This window comes from Bradyrhizobium diazoefficiens (assembly GCF_016612535.1).
Lineage (GTDB): Bacteria > Pseudomonadota > Alphaproteobacteria > Rhizobiales > Xanthobacteraceae > Bradyrhizobium > Bradyrhizobium diazoefficiens_C.
Genome location: NZ_JAENXS010000001.1, coordinates 616,793 through 636,278, shown reverse-complemented (window position 1 = coordinate 636,278; position 19,486 = coordinate 616,793). Strand labels below are relative to the sequence as shown.

Genomic DNA, 19,486 nt, shown 5'->3' with positions numbered 1-19,486 from the left:
CATGACGGAGAACGCAGAGTTTGTCGCCCTGCCTCCGCAGCGCGGAATTACTTCACCGCCGAGCCCTGCCGTGACGCGATGACGACGCCGGCGAGCACCAGCGCGTAGCCGATCAGATGAAACGGCTGGAGCTTTTCGCCGAGCAGCAGGATCGCCATCGCCGAGCCGAACACCGGCACCAGATGGAAGAACGGCGCGGCGCGGTTCGGCCCGATCAGCGCGACGCCGCGGTTGAAGAAGAGATAAGCGAGCGTCGAGGGGAAGATCAGGACGTAGCCGAGCGTCATCAGCGTCACGGTGTCGAATTGCATGACATTGCCGGACCACACCTCCCAGACGGCCGCCGGCAGCAGCATCATGGCGCCGCAGCAGGTGGTAAAGGACAGAAACGACAGCTGGTGAACCTTCGGCCGGCGCGGGATGAAGGCGGAGTAGATCCCGAACGCTACCAGCGAGGAGGCGAACATGATGTCGCCCCTGTTGAACGAGATGCTCGCCAGCGCCGCGAGATCACCGCGCAGGATGATGATCAACACGCCGGCCAGCGAAATCGCAATGCCGGCAAGCTGGCCGCTGGTCAGCCGCACGCCGAACAGCACCAGCGACCACAGCGCCACGAACAGCGGCCCGGCCGATTGGATCAAGAGCGCGTTGAGCGCCTCGGTATATTGCAGGGCCCAGTAGGAGATCGCATTGTTGAACGCGAAGCCCACCAGCGACAGGAACAGCATCAGCGGCAGGCTCTTGCGCAACGCGGGCCAGTCGCGCTTCAGATGCGGCCAGGAAAACGGCAGCAGGATCAGGAACACGCCGAACCAGCGGATCGTCGTCACCGTCAGCGGCGGCACATGCGCGCCGACATGGCGCGCGAGCACGATGTTGCCAGCCCAGAACAGCGAGCTCAGGCTCAACAGCAGATAAGGCTGGTTATTGAGCCAACGGGCCGGATTCGAGGCCGGTGGCGCGGGTGAAGCGATCGTCATTGGCGTTGCATACGAGCTTGCGCCGGAATGCCGTTGTGGCACAAGTCACGCGGCCGCAACGCTACAATGCAGGCATGATCCAGGGAGGTGTCATTGGCGGTTAATATGTTGAACGTCGAAGGCCTTGAAGGGCTCGACCAGCATGCGCCGGTGGTGATGCTGAACCTGATGCGCTTCCATGAGCACTCGATGGACGGCGACGGCTCCGGCTGGGACGCATATTTGCGCTACAGCGCGATCACCGTGCCCATGATCAAGGCGCGCGGCGGCACGCTGCTCTGGACCGGCGAGGCCAAGGCGGTCGCGCTCGGCCCGCATGCGGGCAACGAATGGGATTTCGTCGCGCTGGTCTCCTATCCATCCGTCACGGCGTTCCTCGACATGATGACGTCGGAGGCCTACGAGCGAGAGGCCGATCCGCATCGCGTCAACGGCTGCGCCGAGCACGTCATCATCGCGACCGGCGAGGTCTACAGCAAGTTCAAGACGAGTTAGTCGTCTGTTTCCTCGAGGCCGCGAACACGCCCGACAGCACCAGCGCGAAGCCGATGAAGTGGAAAGCTTGCGGCCGTTCACCCAGGAAGGCCATCGCCATCACCGAGCCGAACACCGGCACGACGTGGAAGAACGGTGCAGCGCGGTTGGCGCCGATCAGCCTGACACCGCGGTTGAAGCAGAGATAGGCGAGCGTCGAGGGGAACACCGCGACATAGAACAACGTCAGCAAGTTCGGCCCGTCGAGCTTCATGATGGGGCGCGCCGACAATTCCCAGATCTCCAGCGGAACGAGGCAGGCCGCACCCGCGCCGAAGGTGAAGGCGAGGAAGGACAGGCCGTGGATCGGCGGCCGCTTCAAGGTCAGCACCGAATAGAGCGCGAAGATGATCAGCGCGACGATGAAGATCAGGTCGCCCTTGTTGAAGGCGATGTTCGACAGCGTGGTGAGATCGCCGTGCAGCAGGATGATGAGCACGCCGCACATCGAGAGCACCACGCCGAACGCCTGCGCCGCGGTAAGGCGGATGCCGAGGATGACCAGCGACCACAGCGCCACGACCAGCGGCGCCGCCGATTGCAGCAGCAGCGTGTTGAGCGCCTGGGTATGCTCCAGCGCCCAATATTGCAGGGTGTTGAAGGCGCCGATGCCGGTGATCGACAGCACGATCATCAGGCCGAGTTTCTCGCGGATGGCCGGCCAGTCCTGGGCGAGATGCTTCCATGCGAATGGCAGCACCAGCAGGAAGGCGAAGGTCCAGCGCAGGAACGACAGCGTCACCGGCGGGATGTGGCCGGCGGCGAGGCGGCCGACAATGGCGTTGCCGGCCCAGCACAGCGCGGTGATGCTGAGCAGGAGATAAGGCTGGTTGGCAATCCAGTGCTGGCCGGATGATTCGGCGCTCGTGGTCTGGCCGGTGGCGGACATTGTGATTGTTATGGCCCCGCGTCATATGCCGAGGCCTCCGGCCCGGCGACCCGGGCCGGTTGGTACCCGGCTCATCCAAAGACACGGAAATCGGCGCCGTTTCAATGGGGCTGCACGCATCGCGTCCATGCACCGGCCTGATGCGGCAGGAACCCGCTTAGCGCTTCCGTCCCGTGCGGATCGCAAACGACTTCAACAGCTCGGCACAGACGAGATAAATCACGACCAGAGCCGCGATGCCGGCCATCATGATCGGGGGCGGCGTGACGAAGCCGAACCAGGTGCCGATCGGCGTGAACGGCATCACCATTGCCACCAGCAGCGCAATCAGCGACGAGGCGGACAGCACGGGATCGGGCCAGTTGCGCCAAGGCCGTCCATTGGTGCGGATGATGAAGATCACCGGGATCTGCGTCGCCATGGACTCGATGAACCATGCGGTGCGGAATTCTTCCGGCGAGGCCTTGAACAGCCAGATCAGCGCGCCGAAGGTCAGGAAGTCGAACACCGACGATAGCGGTCCCATGATCCCGGCAAAGCGCACCAGTCGCGTCATGCTCCAGACCTGCGGCTGCGCGGTCGCGGCCGGCGAGACCCGGTCGAAGGGAATGCCGAGCTCGGAGAGATCATAGAGCAGATTGTTGAGCAGGATCTGCGTCGGCAGCATCGGCAGGAACGGCAGTGCCATCGAGGCTACCGCCATCGACAGCATGTTGCCGAAATTCGAGCTCGCGCCCATCCGGACATATTTCAGGATGTTGGCGAAGGTACGCCGACCCTCCTCGACGCCGTCGGCGACGACTTCGAGATCCGAAGCAAGCAGGATCATGTCGGCGGCGGCCTGGGCGACGCCGGTCGCGCCTTCGACCGACAGCCCGATATCGGCGACCTTCAGCGCCGGCGCGTCGTTGATGCCGTCGCCGAGGAAGCCGACCACTTCGCCGCTCGCCTGCAATGCTTTTACGATGCGCGATTTCTGGTCCGGCGCGAGCCGGCCGAAGGCGTCGGCGGAGCGCACCTGCACGACGAGCGCCTCGTCGCTGAGCTCGGCGATATCGGTCCCCGACAGCACGCGCTCGGCGTTCAGTCCGACCAGACCCGCGAGCCGCTTCACCACCACGGGATCGTCGCCCGACAGGATCTTCAGGCCTACGCCGCTCGCGGCGAGCCGGGCGATGGCGGCCGCGGCCGTCGGCTTCGGCGGATCGGCGAAGGCGCAGAGACCCTCGAAGGCGAGATCGGCCTCGTCCTCGGTCTCGACCTCGCGCGTGGCGCCGGTCCAGACGCGCGAGGCGATCGCGACGCAGCGCAAGCCGTCCGCCGCGAGCTGATGCACGCGCGCCATCGCGGTCGCCCGCGCGCTGTCGCCGATCACGCCGCTGCGCTGCGTCGTGCACAATTCGAGCACGGATTCCGGTGCGCCCTTGACGATCAGCAGCGCGCCTTCCGGGCCGGTCGCGAGCACCGACCCCAGCCGCCGCGAGAAATCGAATGCCTGTCGGCCGGCAAGCGTCCAGCCTTGCGCGGCATCCGCCTGGCCGGCAGCGAGCGCCGCGTCGAGCGCGCCGCGGTCGCCGCCCAGCGCCGCCACGATTGCGCCGAGCCGCGCGGCGCGGGCATCGTCGTTTCCGTCGGCATCGAGGCTTTTCGCCAGCGTGATCTCGGCCGAGGTCAGCGTGCTCGTCTTGTCCGTGCACAGCACCGTCATGGCGCCGAGATCGTGGATCGCGGCAAGCCGCTTCACGATCACCTTGCGGCCGGCCATGCGCAGCGCGCCGCGCGACAGCGTGACCGTGGTGATCATCGGCAATAATTCCGGCGTCAGCCCGACCGCCAGCGCCACCGCGAACAACAGCGAGTCCAGCACCGGGCGGCCGAACACCACGCGGACGGTGAGTACGATCAGCACCAGCGCGAATGTCGCACGCGCGACCACGAGGCCGAATTCGCGCAGGTCGCGCTCGAACGGCGACGGCGCCTGCGCTTCCGCGAGCGCAGATGCGGCCGCGCCGAACACCGTGTCGCGCCCGGTGCGCACGGCGAGCGCGATTGCCTCGCCGGTCTGCGCCACCGCGCCGCGAAACAGCGCATTCGACCTATCGTCGGGATCGTCGGCAGGGCCGGCGCGCTTCGCCACCGGATAGGGCTCGCCGGTGAGCGCCGCTTCGCCGGCGGTGAACGCCGTGCTCTCCAGAATCAGCGCATCCGCCGGAATGATATCGCCGGCGCGGACGCGCAGGAGATCGCCGGGGACGATCTGCTCGACCTCGATCTGGCCGAATGCGCCGTCGCGCTTGACCTCGGCCTTCAACGCCACCGAACGGCGGAGGATATCGGCGGCGCGGATCGCATGGCCCTCCTGGACGGTGTCGAGCCCGATCGAGAGCGTCAGGATCAGGACGATGATCAGCCCGCCGATCTCGTCGCCGGTCAGCATCGAGATGATGCCGGCCACCAGCAGGATCAGCGACAGCGGCTCCAGCAGCCGGCGCAGGATCGCGCGCATCGCGCCCTCGATGCGCGGCGGTGCGTCGCTGTTTGGCCCGAAGCGGTCGAGGCGTTTGGCGGCTTCGGCCGCGGTCAGGCCCTGCAAAGAGCAGCCGAGCTGCGCGCAGAGCGCCTCGGCAGACAGACGCCAGAAATGGTTTGCTAGGCTGTTCGATGGCTTGGTCACGGTACGTCCAAAAAGGGGCCTGCTGGCCAGGTGGAAGGTAGACCGCGGAAGTGACGGCCAACCCTTGGCGCAATCGCAGGCCTGGACGGTTGATACGTGTCAATTCCGTCTCATGCGGGCGGCGAAGGTTTCAAGATTTTAAGGGGATATCAAAGGCTTGGATCGCGCCTTGGGTCGTCAAAAAGCCCCGTTCTTGCTTGCCTAGAGAGGCTGCTTCCTTTATCCGGTTGGCTGCCTCGCGTACGAACGGCCCTGGGCCGGGACTTGGGCTGGGCGCAGGCTTGAATCTTAGGAAAAGCGGCTCCCGGTTTTCCGTTCGGTTCGTGCCACCTACAGAGAAAATCTTCGAAGGATTACCCGCGAATGGCCAATGTTGTCGTCGTCGGCGCCCAGTGGGGCGACGAAGGAAAGGGCAAGATCGTCGACTGGTTGTCGGAGCAGGCGGACATCGTCGCGCGCTTTCAGGGCGGGCATAACGCCGGCCATACGCTGGTCATCAACGGCGAGACCTACAAGCTCGCGCTGTTGCCCTCGGGCGTGCTGCGCCCGTCGAAACTGGCGGTGATCGGCAACGGCGTCGTGTTCGATCCGCAGGCCTTCCTCGACGAGGTGTCCAAGCTGCGCGGGCAGGGCGTCGCGGTCGGCCCGGAGAATCTGCGCGTTGCGGAGAACGTGACCCTGATCCTGCCGCTGCATCGTGAGCTCGATGCCTTGCGCGAGTCCGCCAATTCCGCGACCGCGATCGGCACCACACGCCGCGGCATCGGACCTGCCTATGAGGACAAGGTCGGCCGCCGCGCGATCCGGCTGATGGACCTCGCTGACCTCGACACGCTGCCGCACAAGATCGACCGGCTGCTGGCTCACCACAACGCATTGCGTCGCGGCCTCAACCTGCCTGAGTTCGACGGCAAGGAAATCCTGGCCGAGCTGACTGCATTCGCGCCGCAACTGCTGCCGTACGCGGAGACCGTGTGGCGGTTGCTCGACATCGAGCGGCGCGCGGGCAAGCGCATTCTGTTCGAAGGCGCGCAGGGCGCGCTGCTCGACGTCGACCACGGCACCTATCCCTACGTCACCTCGTCGAACACCGTGGCCGCGCAGGCCGCGACCGGAACGGGTCTCGGTCCGAACGCGGTCGGCTACGTGCTCGGCATCTGCAAAGCCTATACGACCCGCGTCGGTCAGGGACCGTTCCCGACCGAGCTCCTCAACGAGATCGGCGAGGAGATCGGCCGTCGCGGCCGCGAGTTCGGGGTCAATACCGGGCGCAAGCGCCGCTGCGGCTGGTTCGACGCCGTGCTGGTCCGCCAGACCGTGCGAACCTGCGGCATCACCGGCCTGGCGCTGACCAAGCTCGACATTCTCGACGGCTTCGATTCGATCGAGGTCTGCGTCGGCTACAAGCTCGACGGCAAGGAGATCGATTATTTCCCGGCCGGCGAGGGCGCGCAGGCCCGGGTCGAGCCGATCTGGGAGACCATCGAAGGCTGGAAGGAGCCGACCGCCGGCGCGCGGTCCTGGGCCGACCTGCCGGCCCAAGCCATCAAATATGTCCGCCGGATCGAGGAATTGGTGGGGTGCCCGGTCGCGCTGCTTTCCACCAGCCCCGAACGCGAGGATACTATCTTGGTGCAAAACCCGTTCGAGGCTTAACGATCTCTTACCAGGACGCGCGTATAGTTGAGTTGAAATGGCTGATTACTATCCGCTGATCGCCCGCGCTATTGCCGCCTTGGACCCCAACGCTCCCGGCGAAAGCCGGCGCGCGCTCTATGAGCGGGCGCGCACGGCCCTGATCGCGCAGCTCCGCAGCGTGCAGCCGCCGCTCTCCGAATCCGAGATCACCCGCGAGCGGCTGTCGCTGGAAGAGGCCGTCCGCAAGGTCGAATCCGAGGCCGCCCAGCGTGCCCGCGAAGCCTCGCGCCCCGGTGGCGGCGCCCGCAGCAGCGGCAGCGGCGACGCCTTCCGCCGGGCCAGCGCGCGTGCGGCCGAAAACGGCCCGCCCGCGTCTGCTCAGCCGAGCGCGCCGCCGCGGGCTCGTCCGGCTGCGCCGCCGCCGCGCAACGAGCGCCCGCCGCTCGGCGGCGACGACCAGAACGATGCCCCGCGTCCGCCGCGCGCCCCGCGTTTCGATGCGCCGCGCCAGCCGGCTGCGCCGGAGCCACCGGCCGGGCGCTCGCCCCCGCGCCGGCCGCCGGATGCCGGACCGCCGCCGCCATTGCCGCCGGCGCCGGGTGTGCGCGGTTTTCGCGACATCACCGCCGACGTCAACGATCTCGGCGGCGCCGCCGCGCAGGCCAACCGCGCCGCGCGCCGCACCTACGCCAACGTGCCCTCGCCCTCGCCGGAATTCGACCGGCTCGAGCCGAGCCTGGAAAACCGCGCCGCCGAACCCGAGGCGCCCTATTCCTATGACGAGTCGATGGAGGAGGCTGAGCGCTACGCGCCGCAGCAGCCGTCGCCGCGTCCGCGGATCGCGCCCGACCGCAATGCCAGGAAGCCCAAGCGCGCCGGCTCGATCTTCCCGTTCAAGAGCGCGATCGCCATCGGCATCGTGCTGATCCTGGTCGGCGCCGGCATCCTCTGGGGCAAGTCGCTGGTCCAGACCGCGACCAATTTGTTCAAGTCCTCGCCCACTCAAATGGTGGAGGCGCCGAAGGATGCCTCACAGCCGCAGAGCAAGCCGAAGATTCCGGATCGCGTCGGCCAGCCCTCGGCGAGCGACCAGCCGGTCGCGCCGGTGGCGCAGAAGGTCGTGCTCTATGACGAGGATCCGTCCGACCCGAAGGGCAAGCAATATGTCGGCTCGGTGGTGTGGCGGCTCGAGCCGATCAAGGCGTCGGGCAACCAGAAGGCCGACGTCGCCGTGCGCGCCGACATCGAGATCCCCGAGCGCAAGTTCAAGATGACGATGTCGTTCCGCCGCAACACCGACTCGTCGCTGCCGGCTAGCCACACGGCCGAGCTGACCTTCATCCTGCCGCCGGATTTTCCGGGCGGCGGCGTCGCCAACGTGCCGGGAATCCTGATGAAGTCGAACGAGCAGGCGCGTGGCACGCCGCTCGCGGGCCTCGCGGTCAAGGTCACCGACGGCTTCTTCCTGGTCGGCCTCTCCAATGTCGACGCCGACCGCAGCCGCAACATTCAGCTCCTGAAGGAGCGCTCCTGGTTCGACGTGCCGCTGGTCTACGCCAACCAGCGCCGCGCCATCATCGCCATCGAGAAGGGCGCCCCCGGCGAGCGCGCCTTCAACGATGCCTTCGCGCAGTGGGGCGAGTAAGCTCCCACCTCTCCCCAGCGGGGAGAGGTGAAGCAAGCCCTCGCCGCCAGCTATCTGGTCGAGATTGAATCGGCGCTATTGCGCCGCAGCTTCCCGCTTGCGCGCGGCTGCGTGCTCGCGCTCCATCACGGCTCGGCAGCCGGGGCTGACATGCGCCCTGTTTCGCACCATGCAGGCGGTGATCCGCGAAACGTCGGGTATTTCACTGGAGCAGAGCCGCATCGCGTCGCCCGAGCACATCTGCTGCGCTTCGGATGAGAAGGCGAGACCCGGCGATGCCGGCAATGCGACGGTGGCAAAGGCGAAGAGCGTGGCGATGGTCTGATAGCGTGTCATGTCGAATGCATCCCCGAGTTCCGCGGATTGAACCGCTTGATTTTGGGGCGCCGCACGCGGCTTGATCTGCCGCACGTCACAGCCTTCACGCCGGGAACTCAATCCCGCATGTGGTCGCTCGATCTCTTGCTGCTCGAATCGAAAAGTGCTGCGCCGCCCGATTCGAGTATGCGCGATTGTTGCGAAGCTTCAATGGGAGACGCAAAGGAATCTGCAATTGTTGCGCGTCCGTCACGCACAACACGCGCGCTCACATGCCAATCTTGCTCTTACATGCCGTGGCTCTCGAACACCTTCTTGCAGGACCGCGACAGCTTCGCCCGGTGAGCTTGCAGGCAGCCTTGCACCGCACCGTCATTGCCGAGATCCTTGCGGCAGAACCGCGAGGCATCGCGCGAGCAGGCATTCTGCTCCTGCGGTGTGCCCATATGGCCCTGTGCAAAGGCGGGCGCATTCGACAGGCCGCCGAGGGCTGTGAGCGTGATCGTCGCCAGGAACAAGAGTTTGCGGGACATCGGCGGCTCCAAATCTGACAGGTGAATTTCAGGTCCTGTCAGAACCCGCCGCCTTGCCACATGTTCCCACCAACAGCCTGTAACCCCGCTATCCAAGGTTCCCGGCACACTGCTATAAATGGCCGCTGCGTATGAGGAGTTCTTGATGAAACGCTATCTGGTGTTTGCGCTCGTTGGCCCGTTCGTCGGCGGATTCCTGCTGCTGCTGACGACGACCTACCAGTCCGGCTACTGGAGCCAGACCAATCTCGGCGAGGTCGGCAAGCTGTTCGCGGTGTTCTTCAAGACCCTGCAATACAGCTATCTGTTCGGCTTCCTGCCGTCGCTGATGATCGGTGCGGTGGACGACATCCTGATCCACGTCAGGCGGATCGGTCCGGTGCTGCGGATGCTGCTGGTCGGCCTGTTCGCCTTCATCCTCGCCGCGTTCACCTACAGCTCACGCGGGGCGGAGTCGGGCGCGGTGCAGTTCATCCTGTACGGCCTGGTTGGCTTCGTGCCGGCAGTGCTTTCATCCTGGCTCGTGCATCGCTATGTCGAGGAGCCGCTGCCGACGCAGGCGGCGACCGGCTGAGCGCGCGACCTTCAGACGCGGCGCAGCAACCTCCGCCGCGCTCGTGCGTTTCCTCCAGGCCATGACCATGCCCGACGACGACATTCTTGCCCCGCGCAGGTCCCGCTCCGGGGCGCAGTCGCGCGCCGGTTTCTCGGGCCGCGAGGCGCGCGGGCCGATCATCGATCAGGATGGCCACGAGATCCGTCCTGAAACCCAGGAGCAGGGGTTTAGCGAGCAGGGGTTTCGAGAGTTTCGCTTCGAGTTCGGCAAAGACGGTCGGTTCGCCGGCAATCCGTTCGGCAATCTCACACGCGAGCAGCGGATCGCGCGGCTCGAGACTCTCGCGAAGCTACTCGACGTCGCCTTCATCCTGCCCGGCACCAATATCCGTTACGGCATCGACGGGCTGATCGGCCTGATCCCGGTCATCGGCGACATCATCACCACGGCGATCTCGCTCTGGCTGGTGCGCGAGGCCCGCGCGATCGGCGCGCCGTGGTACGTCACCGCGCGCATGCTCGGCAATGTCGCGGTCGATGGCGTGGTCGGCATGGTGCCGTTCGCAGGCGACGCCTTCGACGTCATGTTCCGCGCCAACATGCGCAACGTGCGCCTGTTGCGCCGCTGGCTCGACAAGCAGCCGCGGATCTGAGGGGGCCGCCTTCTTCGGGCCGAGATAGGTCGTCGTGCCCGGGCTTGTCCCGGGCATCCACGTTCTTCGTGCGGTGTGGCAAGGCGTGGATGGCCGGGACAGGGCCCGGCCATGACGCTGTGGAAGCTTCGGCGCTCCAAATCCCAGAAACGCAAAAAGCGCGACAACCTTTCGGCCGTCGCGCCTTCAGCGCACATCGGAGGCTTGCGAAAAGAACTTACGCCGCGTCGGCGTCGGCCTCAGCGACCGGCTCGGGCTTGCGGTGACGGGGCAGCGGGAACGCCTCGCTCTCATAGAGCGAGCGAATGCCGTTCTGGTCGAACCGGGCTTCCTCGACCTGGAGATAAGCGCCATTCAGCGAATCGGTCGGCAACTGCTCCATCGCAAACTGCACGGCTTCGGCCGCGGTGCCGAACCGCCGATACGTGAAACCCGCGCGCTTCTTCTTGCGGATCGCAGCGGGGAAGAGTTCGGCGGACGTGTTGAAGTTGAACGGACGCAGTGGACGCATGGTCAAAGACCTCGTGATCTTCTCTGGGGCTTTAAGCGCGTGGGGTTCAGGACGGCCGAGGCCACAATCGTGTGGGCCGCCGCACATGTCATTTTCGTCCACTAATATAGGCCGATTTGACAAAATTGCGACCCCTGCGATGGGAGATGATGAATCCGCGCATGGCAGGCCCGCAATTGCTGAAAGTATAATAGTTACAATTGCTTATATGGCTTACAGCTTGCCAAGAAGCAGCAGGACGAGCAGCACCACCAGAACGACGCCGCCGATCCCCATGCCGGAATGGCCCATGCCGTAGCCGTAACCGCCGATCCGGCCCGACCAGCCGCCCAGCAGATAGATGATGACCAGGATGATCAGGATGGTCCCGAGTGACATGGCATCCTCCTTGGCGGCCGCCGGATTGCGTTCATCCGCCGCACCGCCAGGAGAGAAAAGCACAACGGACCGCCGGGTTCCATGAGGGAACTCTGCGGCCCGCAACCTTATTTCGGGTCGAGCTTCAGCGCCGCCGAGTTGATGCAGTAGCGCAGGCCGGTGGGCCCAGGTCCATCCGGGAAGACGTGGCCGAGATGGCCGCTGCATTTGGAGCAGAGCACCTCGGTGCGGATCATGCCGTGAGTGACGTCCCGCTCTTCGTCGATATGGCTCTCGGCAGCCGGCTGGGTGAAGCTCGGCCAGCCGCAGCCGGAATCGAATTTGGCGTCGGACTCGAACAGCACATTGCCGCAGCCGGCGCAGACATAAGTGCCGGCGCGGTGGTCGTGCTCATATTCGCCGGAGAAGGGACGCTCGGTCGCCTTCTCGCGCAGCACCGCGTACTGCATCGGCGACAGCTCGCTGCGCCACTGCTCTTCGCTCTTGATGACTTTGTCGTTTGTGGTTTTCGTCGCTGTGGTTTTCGTCTTGGCGTCGGGCATGGGTCTCCCGTTTCTTCTGATGATCTCGCGATCAGTTGGTGGCCTTGCTGGCACTCACCAGCGTCGGCTTCTCAATGTAGTTATCCGCGAACAGCTTTTTCAGGTTCTCGACCTTCGGGATGTCGTTGTAGGCGATATAGGGCTGGCTCGGATGAAGGGTCAGATAGTCCTGGTGGTAGGCCTCCGCCGGATAGAACGCCTCCAGCGCGCCGACCTTGGTCACGATCGGCTTGCTGTAGACCTTGGCGCTGTTGAGCTGGGCGATATAGGCCTCCGCCACCTTCTTCTGCTCGTCGGAGGTGGTGAAGATCGCCGAGCGATATTGGGTGCCGCTGTCGGGTCCCTGGCGGTTGAGCTGGGTCGGGTCGTGCGCCACCGAGAAGTAGATCTGGAGGATCTTGCCGTAGGAGATCTTCTTCGGGTCGTACTTGATCTCGACCGACTCGGCGTGGCCGGTCGTCCCGGTCGAGACGGTGTGGTAGTCGGCGGTCGCCTTGCTGCCGCCGGCATAGCCGGAGACGGCGTTGACGACGCCGGCGGTGTGCTGGAACACGCCCTGCACACCCCAGAAGCAGCCGCCGGCGACCACGGCGGTCTGGATGCCGTTTGCGGGAGTGGCGTCCATGGCGGGGGCGGGGATCACGACCGCGTCCTCCGCGGCCCGGGTCGGCGCGGCAAAGGCCAAAGACAGGGCGGTGGTGGCGGCGAGCAGGGACAGGACGGAGCGGCGCATGGCGGATCCTCTTTCGGAAGGCCTGACAGTTTAGGGCGGTTGAGGGCGGGCGAACAGCCTGCCCGGCATTTTCAGACACTGGAGATACGGGCGGACCCGCCGGTTGTTACGGCCGGAGAGACACGAGTCCGTGAAAAAAGCCGCATCCAGCGGCCCGGCTTGGCGGGCTAGGGAACTCCGGGCTAGATGAACCGGCGCGATCGCTGACCGACTTAAAAATGTGGTGACTGGAGCTGATCTGACAACATGCTGCGCGTCGTCCCCCTGATATCAGTCATGCTCGTCTCCGGCGTCGCGATCGCCGCGGCCGAGCCGCAAGCCGGCGACGACCTCGCCACCTGCCGCGACCGCCAGGCGGACCTGCAGGCACGTGCGGGGGCTTGCGAGACTCTGCTCAACGCCGACCGGGTCACCGGCAAGGACAAGGCGGTCGCGCTCACCGTGCGCGGCAATACGATGATCAACAAGCGCGACTACGTCCACGCGATCGAGACCTTGTCCACGGCCGCGGGTCTCGATCCCGACAATGTCGTCACGCTCAACTTGCGCGGCCTCGCCTATGAGCGCACCGGCCAGGACGACCTCGCGTTGGCCGACTACAATCTCGCGCTCCAGAAGCGTCCGACCTATGGCGTTCCCTACAACAATCGCGGCGTCATCCAGCTGCGCCGGGGCGCGCTGCAAAGTGCGCTCGACGATTTCAGCCTGTCGATCAAATTCACGCCCAAATTCGTGCTCGGCTGGACCAATCGCGCCCGCGTGCGCACGCTGATGAAGGATTATGACGGCGCGATCGCCGATTTCGCGGAGGCCGAGAAGATCGATCCGACCGCGCAGCAGATCCCCGGCAACCGCTGCATCACCTACGGTATGATGGGCAAGTACGATTTGGCTTTCGCCGACTGCAACGGCCTGATCGAGAAGCAGCCCAGGAACGTTTACGCGCTCAACAATCGCGCTGACGTCAGCATGATGAAGGGCGATCTCGACGCCGCGCTGAAGGACTACACCACCGCTATCCAGCTCAATCCGAACAATATCCGCGCCCATTCCGGCCGCGGCCAGATCTACGAGCGCAAGAAAGATCTCGCTCAAGCCCGCGCCGACTATCGCGCGGCGGCGTACTCGCTCACGAAGTTCGACGAGATCGACGTCGCGCGTGCCCGCGCCGTCGCACAGCAGCGGCTCGCCGCGCTGACGCCGCAAACGCTGGGGGGCGCGCCCACGGGCCGCCGCGTCGCGCTGGTGATCGGCAACGGCGCTTACAAGAACGTCCACGCTTTGCCCAATCCGCCGCGGGATGCGAAATTGATCGCGAGCGTGCTGCACGATGTCGGTTTCCAGACCGTGATATCGGTCAGCGATTTGACCCGCGACAAGTTCTTCGACGCGCTGAAGACCTTCGCGGATGAGGCGGAGAAGGCCGACTGGGCGGTGGTCTATTACGCCGGCCACGGCTTCGAGATCGGCGGGGTGAACTATCTCGTTCCCGTCGACGCCAAGCTTGCCGCCGACAGGGACGCCGAGGCGCAGGCGGTTGCACTGGAGCAGGTGATCGCCGCCGTCGGCGCTGCACGAAAAGTACGGCTGGTGATACTGGATGCCTGCCGCGACAATCCGTTCGCGCCGACGATGCAGCACACTTTGTCGCTGAAACTGGTCGACAAGGGCTTTTCCAACATCGAGCCCGGTGCCGGCTTCATGGTGGTCTACGCCGCCAAGCACGGCGAGACCGCGATCGACGGCGACAACGGTGCCGACAGCCCGCTCTCGACGGCGCTCGCCCGCGAGATCAAGGAGCCGCGCGTCGAGCTTCGAAAGCTGTTCGACATCGTCCGCGACGACGTCTGGTCCGCGACCAAACACGAGCAGCAGCCGTTCACCTACGGCTCGCCGCCGGGACGCGAGGATTTTTATTTCGTGGTGGGGAAGTGAGGCTTCGTAGGGTGGGTTAGCTCACGGCCGCGCGAAGCGCGATCCGTTAGCGTAACCCACCACTTCTGCAGCCAGCATTGAGACAAGAGGTGGGTTACGCTTCGCTAACCCACCCTACGCAGCACAGCACTACACCACGATGCTCAACCGCTTCGCCGCGCGCGTGATGCCGGTGTACAGCCACCTCGCGCGGCTCTCCTGAAACGCAAAGCTCTCATCGAACAGCACGACGTCGTCCCATTGCGAGCCCTGCGATTTGTGCACGGTCAGCACATAGCCGTAGTCGAACTCGTCATAGGGCTTGCGCTGCTCCCAGGCGATCGCCTCGACGCCGCCCTCGAAGCAATCGGCGCGCACCGACACCTTCGTCACCTTGTGGCCGAGATCCTCGTCCGGCGAGAGCCGCATGCTGAGGATGCGCGATTTCGAGCGCGAGGTGTTGCGCGATTTCACGCGCCACAGGCCGCCGTTGAACAGGCCCTTCTTGCGGTTGTTGCGCAGGCAGACCAGCTTGTCGCCGGCGACCGGAAAAACATCCTCGATGTTCTGCCGCTGGCGCACCCGCATGTTGTACGCGCGTCGCGTGTTGTTGCGGCCGACCAGCACCTGGTCGGCGGCCATGACGCGGTCGGGATCGAGCTCTTTCCGCGACACCACCTCGCTCTCGCCGTAGCGGCCGATGTCGAGCTCGCGGCCCTCGCGCACGTCCATCGACATCCGCACGATGGGGTCGTCCTGGGCCTGGCGGTGCACCTCGGTCAGCATCGCGTCGGGCTCGGTGTTGGTGAAGAAGCCGCCGCCCTGGATCGGCGGGAGCTGCGCGGGATCGCCGAGCACCAGCAGCGGGCAGTCGAACGACATCAGGTCGCGGCCGAGCTCGGCGTCAACCATCGAGCATTCGTCGATCACTATCAGCTTGGCCTTCGACGCCGGCGCGTCGTCCCACAATTCAAAGCTCGGCTGCTCCTCGCCGGATTCGCGGGCGCGGTAGATCAGCGAATGGATGGTGGAGGCCTCATCACAACCCTTGTTGCGCATCACCAGCGCGGCCTTGCCGGTGAAGGCGGCGAATTTCACCTCGCCGTCGACGCCGTCGGCGATGTGCCGCGCCAGCGTGGTCTTGCCGGTGCCGGCAAAGCCGAACAGGCGGAAGATCGGCGGCGTGCCGTTGCGTCCGGGCTTGGCTTTGAGCCAATCGCCGACGGCCTTGAGCGCGGCATCCTGATGCGGGGTGAAAGTGGCCATGTCTGTCTTGAGAGGTGCGAAGCGAGGCGATTCGCCATCCCTCAAAACTAACCATTCGCCCCGCTGGTTCAAGCGGGGCAAATCCGTCTGCCTTCGGCCCTATTGCCAGCCGGGAACGCCGCGCATGTCCGGCAGATGGTGGGCGATGCCCTTGTGGCAGTCGATACAGGTCTTTTCGCCCGTGAACAGGAAACGCTGGTGAGCGACCGAGGCCCGCGGCGACTGTTTGGTGATGTCCATGGAATCGGCGCTGTGGCAGTTGCGGCATTCCAGCGAATCATTGGCCTTGAACCGTGCCCATTCATGCGCCGCCAGCTCGAGCCGGTGATCCCTAAATTTTTCCCGTGTGTCGATCGTGCCGAAGATCTTGCCCCAGACCTCCTTGGAGGCCTGCATCTTGCGCGCGATCTTGTCGGTCCATTTGTGCGGGACGTGGCAGTCGGGGCAGGTCGCGCGCACGCCGGAGCGGTTGCTGAAATGGATCGTCGACTTCAGCTCGGCGAAGACGTTTTCGCGCATCTCGTGACAGCCGGTGCAGAATTTCTCGGTGTTGGTCAATTCCAGCGCGGTGTTGAAGCCGCCCCAGAAGATGACGCCTGCCACGAAGCCCGCGAGCACGAGCGTGCCGAGCGCGAAGACGGAGCTCGGCCGGATCAGCACTTGCCAGAGCTCGAGCGCGAAGTCCCGGCAGCGCGGGACAATGCCGCGCTTGGCTTTCGGTTCGTCGGCGGTCGTCGTCATCGCCGGCCACCTGGGCTTGCGCGCGAGAGCAGCGTGTCGATGTCGGTGAAATCGTTGCTGACCGGCGGCGTGGCGGTGTTCTGCGGCACGTGGCATTCCGTGCAGAAGAACCGCCGCGGCGAAATCGAAGCCAGGAACTGGCCGTCGCGGTCCATGAAATGCGTGATCGAGACCATCGGCGCTTGCGATTCGGAGATGCGCGAGCGCGCGTGGCAGGACAGGCATTTGTTGCCGTTGAGGTCGATCTGGTAGCCGTCGATGGTATGCGGGATCACCGGCGGCTGCTCCGGATAGTTGCGCACCTCCCGCTCGGAGGTATTGCGGTTCGGCAGCATCGGCGGCGCCGGGCCCTCGTCATTGAGCGGGGTCGGGCCGCGCAGGCCGGACGTCACGGTCTGCGCGGCGAGCGAACTCGCACCCGCGGCGATCGCACAGGCGAGCAGCACAATTCCAAATCGTCTGGTCATGACAGGCCCACCCGCTCGATGCGCACGGCGCATTTCTTGAAGTCGGTTTGCAGCGAGATCGGATCGGTGGCGTCCAGCGTCACCTTGTTGATCAGCTTGGATTCGTCGAACCACGGCACGAACACCAGGCCGCGCGGCGGCCGGTCGCGGCCGCGCGTCTCGACCCGGACGCGGATGAAGCCGCGGCGCGAGACGATTTTCACCTCGTCGCCGCGCCGGAGTTTCGCTTCCTGTGCGTCGTCGGGATGCATGAAGCAGACGGCCTCGGGGAACGCCTTGTAGAGCTCGGGCACGCGACGCGTCATGGTGCCGGAATGCCAGTGCTCCAGCACGCGGCCGGTCGAGAGCCAGAACGGATAGTCGCTGTCGGGCGATTCCGCCGCCGGCTCGAAAGGCAGCGCGAAGATGCGCGCCTTGCCGTCGGGATAGCCGTAGAACTGCACCTCGGCACCTTGCTTGACGTAGGGGTCACTGCCCTCGCGGAAACGCCAGCGCGTCTCCTGACCGTTCACCACGGGCCAGCGCAGCCCGCGCTCGCGGTGATAGCTCTCGAAGGGTGCGAGGTCGTGGCCGTGGCCGCGGCCGAAGGTCGCGTATTCCTCGAACAGGCCCTTGTGCACGTAGAATCCGAACGCTTTGGATTCGTCGTTGAGGTAGCCTGGCTCGATGTCGGAGATCGGGAATTTGTCGACCTGGCCGTTCTTGTAGAGCACGTCGAACAGCGTCTTGCCGCGAACCTCGGGCTGCTTGGCGATCAGCTCCTCCGGCCAGACGTCCTCGATCCCAAAGCGCTTCGAGAACTCCATGAGCTGCCAGAGATCGGACTTCGCCTCGCCGGGGGCGGACACCATTTGATGCCAGAACTGCGTGCGCCGCTCGGCATTGCCGTAAGCACCTTCCTTCTCCACCCACATCGCGGTCGGCAGGATGAGATCGGCCGCAAGCGCCGTCACCGAGGGATAGGCGTCCGAGACCACGATGAAATTGTCGGGGTTGCGGAAGCCGGGATAGGTCTCCTCGTTGGAATTTGCGCCGGCCTGGAGGTTGTTGTTGACCTGCACCCAATAGGCGTTGATCAGGCCGTCCTTCAGCATCCGGCTTTGCAGCACGGCGTGAGCGCCGGGCTTGTCGGGAATGGTGCCCTCGGGCAGCTTCCAGATATGCTCGGCCTTGTCGCGATGCGCCTTGTTGGTGACGACCATGTCGGCGGGCAGGCGGTGCGAGAAGGTGCCGACCTCGCGCGCGGTGCCGCAGGCGGAGGGCTGGCCGGTGAGCGAGAACGGGCTGTTGCCGGGCGAGGAGATCTTTCCGGTCAGAAGATGGATGTTGTAGACGAGGTTGTTGCACCAGACGCCGCGGGTGTGCTGGTTGAAGCCCATGGTCCAGAACGAGACCACTTTTGTCTTGGGGTCCGCATAGAGGTCGGCCAGCGCCTCCAGGCGATTGAGCGGCACGCCGGACATCTCCGCCGCCTTCTCCAGCGTGTACTCCGAGACGAACTTGACGTACTCGTCATAGCTCATGTCGGTGGAGTCGTTGGCCTTCGCAGCGCCCGTCGCCTTCTTCTGCAGCGGGTGCTCGGGCCGCAGGCCATAACCAATGTCGGTCTGGCCGCGCCTGAACACTGTATGCGCGGCGACGAAGTCCTTGTTGACCCGGCCGGTCTTGATGATGTGGTTGGCGATGGCGTTAAGCAGATAGAGATCGGTCTGCGGCTTGAACACCATGCCGATGTCGGCGAGATCGAACGAGCGGTGCTCGAAGGTCGAGAGCACGGCGACGCGGACATGCGGCGCGGACAGCCGGCGATCGGCCACGCGCGTCCACAGGATCGGATGCATCTCCGCCATGTTGGAGCCCCACAGCACGAAAGCGTCTGTCGCCTCGATGTCGTCGTAGCAGCCGGGCGGCTCGTCGATGCCGAAGGTGCGCATCATGCCGGCAACGGCCGAGGCCATGCAGTGGCGCGCATTGGGGTCGATGTTGTTGGTGCGGAATCCGGCCTTGAATAGTTTCGAGGCGGCATAGCCTTCCCAGACCGTCCACTGGCCGGAGCCGAACATGGCGACGCCGTTCGGCCCGCGCTTCTTCATCGCCTCCTTCCACTTCAGCTCCATGATGTCGAAGGCTTCGGTCCAGGTGACAGGCGTGAATTCGCCATTCTTGTCGTACTTGCCGCTCCTCTTGCGCAGCATCGGCTGGGTCAGGCGGTCATGGCCGTACATGATCTTGGAGAGGAAGTAGCCCTTGACGCAGTTGAGGCCGCGATTGACCTCGGCCTTGATGTCGCCGTGGGTCGCGACGACGCGGTTGTCCTTGATCGCGACCATCACCGAGCAGCCGGTGCCGCAGAAGCGACAGGCGGCCTTGTCCCATTTCAGTTCGCTCACTTCGCGCTCGGCGACGAGATTGGCGGCGAGCGAAGGCCGCGGCATGCCCGCGGCGGCCATCGCGATTGCGGCGGCCTCGAGCTTCAGCATCTGGCGGCGGTCGAGCTTGGGCGATGTCATGA

The 19,486-nt window shown here is 65.3% G+C and carries 19 protein-coding genes; 6 read left to right on the top strand and 13 right to left on the bottom strand.

Annotated features, from left to right (window positions below):
- Nucleotides 1-47: 47 nt before the first annotated feature.
- On the bottom strand, nucleotides 48-983 hold the full coding sequence (locus tag JJE66_RS02985; protein ID WP_200512634.1) for a DMT family transporter: 936 nt from the start codon (nucleotides 981-983) through the stop codon (nucleotides 48-50).
- Between the two features lie 105 nt (nucleotides 984-1,088).
- Here JJE66_RS02985 and JJE66_RS02980 point away from each other — a divergent pair, with 105 nt between their 5' ends.
- A complete protein-coding gene (locus tag JJE66_RS02980; protein ID WP_200512633.1) occupies nucleotides 1,089-1,478 on the top strand; it encodes a DUF1330 domain-containing protein in 390 nt (129 codons plus the stop codon).
- On the opposite strand, the gene JJE66_RS02975 is transcribed toward JJE66_RS02980, so the two are convergent.
- Both JJE66_RS02975 and mgtA read right to left on the bottom strand, forming a co-directional pair.
- The gene (locus tag JJE66_RS02975; RefSeq protein ID WP_200512632.1) at nucleotides 1,465-2,406 is read right to left on the bottom strand and encodes a DMT family transporter; all 942 of its coding nucleotides are present in this window, start codon (nucleotides 2,404-2,406) and stop codon (nucleotides 1,465-1,467) included. The genes JJE66_RS02980 and JJE66_RS02975 overlap by 14 nt on opposite strands.
- 157 nt (nucleotides 2,407-2,563) lie before the next feature.
- Complete coding sequence (mgtA, locus tag JJE66_RS02970) at nucleotides 2,564-5,080, bottom strand: magnesium-translocating P-type ATPase (protein ID WP_200512631.1); 2,517 nt, start codon at nucleotides 5,078-5,080, stop codon at nucleotides 2,564-2,566.
- 363 nt (nucleotides 5,081-5,443) lie between these two features.
- On the opposite strand from mgtA, the gene JJE66_RS02965 reads away from it, so the two are divergent.
- Both JJE66_RS02965 and JJE66_RS02960 read left to right on the top strand, forming a co-directional pair.
- A complete protein-coding gene (locus JJE66_RS02965; protein ID WP_200512630.1) occupies nucleotides 5,444-6,736 on the top strand; it encodes an adenylosuccinate synthase in 1,293 nt (430 codons plus the stop codon).
- 37 nt (nucleotides 6,737-6,773) lie between these two features.
- On the top strand, nucleotides 6,774-8,363 hold the full coding sequence (locus JJE66_RS02960; protein WP_200512629.1) for a hypothetical protein: 1,590 nt from the start codon (nucleotides 6,774-6,776) through the stop codon (nucleotides 8,361-8,363).
- A 75-nt stretch (nucleotides 8,364-8,438) separates the two neighbouring features.
- On the opposite strand, the gene JJE66_RS02955 is transcribed toward JJE66_RS02960, so the two are convergent.
- On the bottom strand, nucleotides 8,439-8,699 hold the full coding sequence (locus tag JJE66_RS02955) for a hypothetical protein (RefSeq protein WP_210349631.1): 261 nt from the start codon (nucleotides 8,697-8,699) through the stop codon (nucleotides 8,439-8,441).
- Nucleotides 8,700-8,968: 269 nt separating this feature from the next.
- Nucleotides 8,969-9,214 (bottom strand): cysteine rich repeat-containing protein, encoded by a 246-nt coding sequence (locus tag JJE66_RS02950; RefSeq protein WP_200512627.1) that lies wholly within the window; start codon nucleotides 9,212-9,214, stop codon nucleotides 8,969-8,971.
- A 145-nt stretch (nucleotides 9,215-9,359) separates the two neighbouring features.
- On the opposite strand from JJE66_RS02950, the gene JJE66_RS02945 reads away from it, so the two are divergent.
- Nucleotides 9,360-9,788 (top strand): DUF5413 family protein, encoded by a 429-nt coding sequence (locus tag JJE66_RS02945; RefSeq protein ID WP_200512626.1) that lies wholly within the window; start codon nucleotides 9,360-9,362, stop codon nucleotides 9,786-9,788.
- A 61-nt stretch (nucleotides 9,789-9,849) separates the two neighbouring features.
- The gene (locus tag JJE66_RS02940; RefSeq protein ID WP_200512625.1) at nucleotides 9,850-10,422 is read left to right on the top strand and encodes a DUF4112 domain-containing protein; all 573 of its coding nucleotides are present in this window, start codon (nucleotides 9,850-9,852) and stop codon (nucleotides 10,420-10,422) included.
- A gap of 217 nt (nucleotides 10,423-10,639) precedes the next feature.
- Here JJE66_RS02940 and JJE66_RS02935 read toward each other — a convergent pair whose 3' ends face one another.
- The 4 genes from JJE66_RS02935 to msrA all read right to left on the bottom strand — a co-directional run bounded on the left by JJE66_RS02935 (nucleotide 10,640) and on the right by msrA (nucleotide 12,586).
- Entirely contained in the window at nucleotides 10,640-10,933 is a 294-nt protein-coding gene (locus tag JJE66_RS02935; protein ID WP_148754538.1) for a hypothetical protein, read from the bottom strand.
- Nucleotides 10,934-11,146: 213 nt separating this feature from the next.
- Nucleotides 11,147-11,311, bottom strand: coding sequence for a DUF3309 family protein (locus JJE66_RS02930; RefSeq protein WP_187436663.1), 165 nt, complete (start codon nucleotides 11,309-11,311; stop codon nucleotides 11,147-11,149).
- A 107-nt stretch (nucleotides 11,312-11,418) separates the two neighbouring features.
- Nucleotides 11,419-11,853, bottom strand: coding sequence for a peptide-methionine (R)-S-oxide reductase MsrB (gene msrB, locus JJE66_RS02925; RefSeq protein ID WP_200512624.1), 435 nt, complete (start codon nucleotides 11,851-11,853; stop codon nucleotides 11,419-11,421).
- Nucleotides 11,854-11,884: 31 nt separating this feature from the next.
- A complete protein-coding gene (msrA, locus tag JJE66_RS02920; protein ID WP_200512623.1) occupies nucleotides 11,885-12,586 on the bottom strand; it encodes a peptide-methionine (S)-S-oxide reductase MsrA in 702 nt (233 codons plus the stop codon).
- 246 nt (nucleotides 12,587-12,832) lie between these two features.
- Here msrA and JJE66_RS02915 point away from each other — a divergent pair, with 246 nt between their 5' ends.
- A complete protein-coding gene (locus JJE66_RS02915) occupies nucleotides 12,833-14,521 on the top strand; it encodes a caspase family protein (RefSeq protein WP_200512622.1) in 1,689 nt (562 codons plus the stop codon).
- Nucleotides 14,522-14,650: 129 nt separating this feature from the next.
- On the opposite strand, the gene JJE66_RS02910 is transcribed toward JJE66_RS02915, so the two are convergent.
- The 4 genes from JJE66_RS02910 to napA form a co-directional block, all read right to left on the bottom strand.
- Nucleotides 14,651-15,766 carry an ATP-dependent RecD-like DNA helicase gene (locus JJE66_RS02910; RefSeq protein WP_200512621.1) on the bottom strand — a complete coding sequence of 372 codons (1,116 nt, stop codon included), beginning with the start codon at nucleotides 15,764-15,766 and terminating at the stop codon, nucleotides 14,651-14,653.
- Between the two features lie 99 nt (nucleotides 15,767-15,865).
- Nucleotides 15,866-16,507: a NapC/NirT family cytochrome c gene (locus JJE66_RS02905; RefSeq protein ID WP_210349630.1), complete on the bottom strand. Its 642-nt coding sequence runs from the start codon at nucleotides 16,505-16,507 to the stop codon at nucleotides 15,866-15,868.
- Nucleotides 16,504-16,974, bottom strand: a complete 471-nt coding sequence (locus JJE66_RS02900) for a nitrate reductase cytochrome c-type subunit (RefSeq protein ID WP_200512620.1) — start codon at nucleotides 16,972-16,974, stop codon at nucleotides 16,504-16,506. Before JJE66_RS02900 ends, JJE66_RS02905 begins: the two co-directional genes overlap by 4 nt.
- On the bottom strand, nucleotides 16,971-19,484 hold the full coding sequence (gene napA / locus JJE66_RS02895; protein ID WP_200512619.1) for a nitrate reductase catalytic subunit NapA: 2,514 nt from the start codon (nucleotides 19,482-19,484) through the stop codon (nucleotides 16,971-16,973). The genes JJE66_RS02900 and napA overlap by 4 nt, the downstream gene beginning before the upstream one ends.
- Nucleotides 19,485-19,486: the final 2 nt, after the last annotated feature.